We start from the raw sequence: 3,509 nt of genomic DNA, 5'->3' as shown, positions 1-3,509 counted from the left end.
CGCCGATGGTACTGCAGGGGGGACCCTGTGGGAGAGTAGGACGCCGCCGAACAATCATTGTGGGAAAGCCCCCCGACGGGAAGTCGGGGGGCTTTCTTGTTGTAGGGTCAGTCCCGCACATGTCGGTGGTTAGTACAGGAGGCTCCGCACCGTGGAGGTCCAGGAGACGCGCGTTCAGACCGACCGGGTCCTCACGATCCCGAACCTGTTGAGCATGGCTCGGCTGGTGGGCGTGCCGATCTTCCTGTGGTTGGTGCTGTGGCCGGTCTTCGGGGGGCCGAAGAACGACGGGTGGGCGATCGTCGTCCTGATGCTGAGCGGGGTCAGTGACTACCTGGACGGGAAGCTGGCCCGGCGGTGGGGGCAGATCAGCCGGCTGGGGCAGTTGTTGGACCCGGCGGCGGACCGGTTGTACATCGTCTCGACGCTGGTGGGGTTGACCTGGCGGGAGATCCTGCCCTGGTGGCTGACGGCGCTGCTGGTGGCGCGGGAGGCGTTCGTCGGGGTGGTGCTGTTGCGGCTCAACCGGGCGGGTTACGGGCCGCTGAACGTGAGTTTCCTGGGGAAGGCGGCCACGTTCAATCTGATGTACGCGTTTCCGCTCCTGTTGCTGGGGGTGGGCGAGGGGTGGGTGCACCAGGTTGCGGGAGTGGTGAGTTGGGCGTTCATCTGGTGGGGGACGACGCTGTACTGGTGGGCCGGTGCCCTGTATGCGGTGCAGGCCCGGCAGATCCTGCAGGCGGAGCGTTCGGCTGCCGTTTGAGATCAGCATGAGACGTTTTACACGCCCTCCACGGTGAGTCGGACGTTTTCTTCCGGGTAGGGATGCGTCGGACCGGTTTGATGGACCCGCAGGGGTTCACCACCGCGAAGGAGGACGCACCCGTAATGAAAGCCGTTGTGATGGCGGGCGGGGAGGGCACTCGACTCCGCCCCATGACTTCCAGTATGCCCAAGCCGCTGCTGCCGGTGGCCAATCGGCCGATCATGGAGCACGTGCTACGGCTGCTGAGGCGGCACGGCCTCAACGACACCGTGGTGACCGTGCAGTTCTTGGCCTCGCTGGTCAAGAACTACTTCGGTGACGGTGAAGAACTCGGCATGCACCTCACCTATGCCAACGAGGAAACACCGCTGGGCACGGCGGGCAGCGTGAAGAACGCCGAGGACGCGCTGCGGGACGATTCGTTTCTGGTGATCTCCGGAGACGCGCTGACGGACTTCGACCTTTCCGACCTGATCGCCTTTCACCGGGAGAAGGGCGCACTGGTGACGGTGTGCCTGACCCGGGTGCCGAACCCGTTGGAATTCGGTATCACCATCACGGACGACGAGGGGAAGGTCGAGCGCTTCCTGGAGAAGCCGACCTGGGGGCAGGTGTTCTCGGACACCGTGAACACCGGCATCTACGTGATGGAGCCGGAGGTCTTCGACTACGTGGCGGCCGGGGAGTCGGTCGACTGGTCGAGCGACGTGTTCCCGCAGCTGCTCAAGGAGGGCAAGCCGGTGTTCGGCTACGTCGCCGAGGGCTACTGGGAGGACGTGGGCACACACGAGAGCTACCTGAAGGCCCAGGCGGACGTCCTGGAGGGGAAGGTCCAGGTCGAGCTGGACGGGTTCGAGATCTCGCCGGGCGTGTGGGTGGCCGAGGGCGCGGAGGTGGACCCGGAGGCGGTGCTGCGGGGGCCGCTGTACATCGGCGACTACGCCAAGGTCGAGGCCGGCGTGGAGCTGCGCGAGCACACCGTGCTGGGGTCGAACGTCGTCGTGAAGCGCGGGGCGTTCCTGCACAAGGCCGTGGTGCACGACAACGTGTACGTGGGGCCGCAGAGCAACCTGCGCGGGTGCGTGGTCGGGAAGAACACCGACGTGATGCGGGCCGCGCGGATCGACGAGGGGGCGGTGATCGGTGACGAGTGCCTGATCGGCGAGGAGTCGATCGTCGCGGGCAACGTCAAGGTCTACCCGTTCAAGACGATCGAGGCCGGCGCGTTCGTCAACACCTCGGTGATCTGGGAGTCCCGCGGCCAGGAGCACCTGTTCGGGGTGCGGGGCGTGTCGGGCATCCTGAACGTGGAGATCACGCCGGAGCTGGCCGTGCGGCTGGCGGGGGCGTACGCGACCACGTTGAAGAAGGGCGCGACGGTCACCATCGCGCGTGACCACTCGCGCGGTGCGCGGGCGTTGAAGCGGGCGATGATCTCGGCGCTGCAGACCAGCGCGATCGACGTCCGCGACCTGGAGAACGTGCCGATGCCGGTGGCCCGGCAGGCGACGGCGCGGGGGAGCGCGGGCGGGATCTTCCTGCGCACCACGCCGGGGGTGCCGGACTCGCTGGACATCCTGTTCTTCGACGAGCGCGGGGCGGACCTGTCGCAGGCCGGGCAGCGGAAGCTGGACCGGGTGTACTCGCGGCAGGAGTTCCGGCGGGCGTTCCCGGGCGAGATCGGCGACCTGCTGCACCCGGCGAGCGTGTTCGACTCGTACGCGACGAACCTGTTGCGGGCGGTGGACACCTCGGGGGTGCGGGAGGCCGGGCTGAAGGTCGTGGTGGACGCGGCGCACGGCAGTGCCGGGCTGGTGCTGCCGAGCATCCTGGGGCGGCTCGGGGTGGAGGCGCTGACGGTGGCCGGCGGTCTGGACGAGTCGCGGCCGACCGAGGGCGCGGACGAGCGGCGGGCGGCGCTGGCCAGGCTGGGCGAGCTGGTGGCGTCCTCGCAGGCCGCGTTCGGCGTGCGGTTCGACCCGGTGGGCGAGCGGGTGTCCTTCGTGGACGAGCTCGGCCGGGTGATCCAGGACGACCGGGCGCTGCTGGTGCTGCTGGACCTGGTGGCGGCCGAGCGCCGTTCCGGGCAGGTGGCGCTGCCGGTGACGACCACGCGGATCGCCGAGCAGGTGGCGGCGTACCACGGCACCCAGGTGATCTGGACGACGACCTCGCCGGACGACCTGGCGAAGGCCGCGGCGGCGGACGGCACGGTCTTCGGCGGGGACGGGCGCGGCGGCTTCGTAGTGCCCGAGTTCTCCGGGGTGCTGGACGGGGCGGCGGCGTTCGTGCGGCTGGTCGGCCTGGTGGCGCGGACGCAGCTGACGCTGAGCCAGATCGACGCCCGGATCCCGCAGGCGCACATCCAGAAGCGGGACATCGCGACGCCGTGGGCCGCCAAGGGCATGGTGATGCGCTCGGTGGTGGAGGCGGCCGGGAACCGGAAGCTGGACACCACGGACGGCGTGCGGGTGGTCGAGCCGGACGGCCGGTGGACGCTGGTCCTGCCGGACCCGGCGGAGGCCGTCACCCACCTGTGGGCCGAGGGCCCGGACGACGAGGCGACCGAGCAGCTGCTCGACGAGTGGGCCGCGGTCGTGGACGGCGCCGGGAGGTAGCGCGGGGGAAGTGAGGTGGGGGCGGGCCCGGGGGGGCCGCCCCCCCCCCCGGGTGTGAAGGGACAGGGGCGGAAACCGGCAGAGGAGGGGAGAGGGGGGGGGAGGGGGAGATTGTGGGTGGGAGC

2 protein-coding genes are annotated in these 3,509 nt (G+C 69.7%); both read left to right on the top strand.

The annotated features are described in order from the left end of the window. Positions 1–151 precede the first annotated feature (151 nt). Entirely contained in the window at positions 152–763 is a 612-nt protein-coding gene (locus ACWEO5_RS38170; protein ID WP_344555359.1) for a CDP-alcohol phosphatidyltransferase family protein, read from the top strand. Positions 764–888: 125 nt separating this feature from the next. Further along, positions 889–3,384, top strand: coding sequence for a sugar phosphate nucleotidyltransferase (locus tag ACWEO5_RS38165; RefSeq protein WP_452166661.1), 2,496 nt, complete (start codon positions 889–891; stop codon positions 3,382–3,384). Positions 3,385–3,509: the final 125 nt, after the last annotated feature.

The sequence above is a fragment of the Kitasatospora sp. NPDC004272 genome (assembly GCF_053603035.1).
This window is presented reverse-complemented; position numbering and strand designations above follow the sequence as displayed.

What these genes read in the sequence shown, in the direction of transcription:
- ACWEO5_RS38165 (WP_452166661.1), top strand. Translation starts at nt 889, where the DNA reads ATGAAAGCCGTTGTGATGGCGGGCGGGGAGGGCACTCGACTCCGCCCC.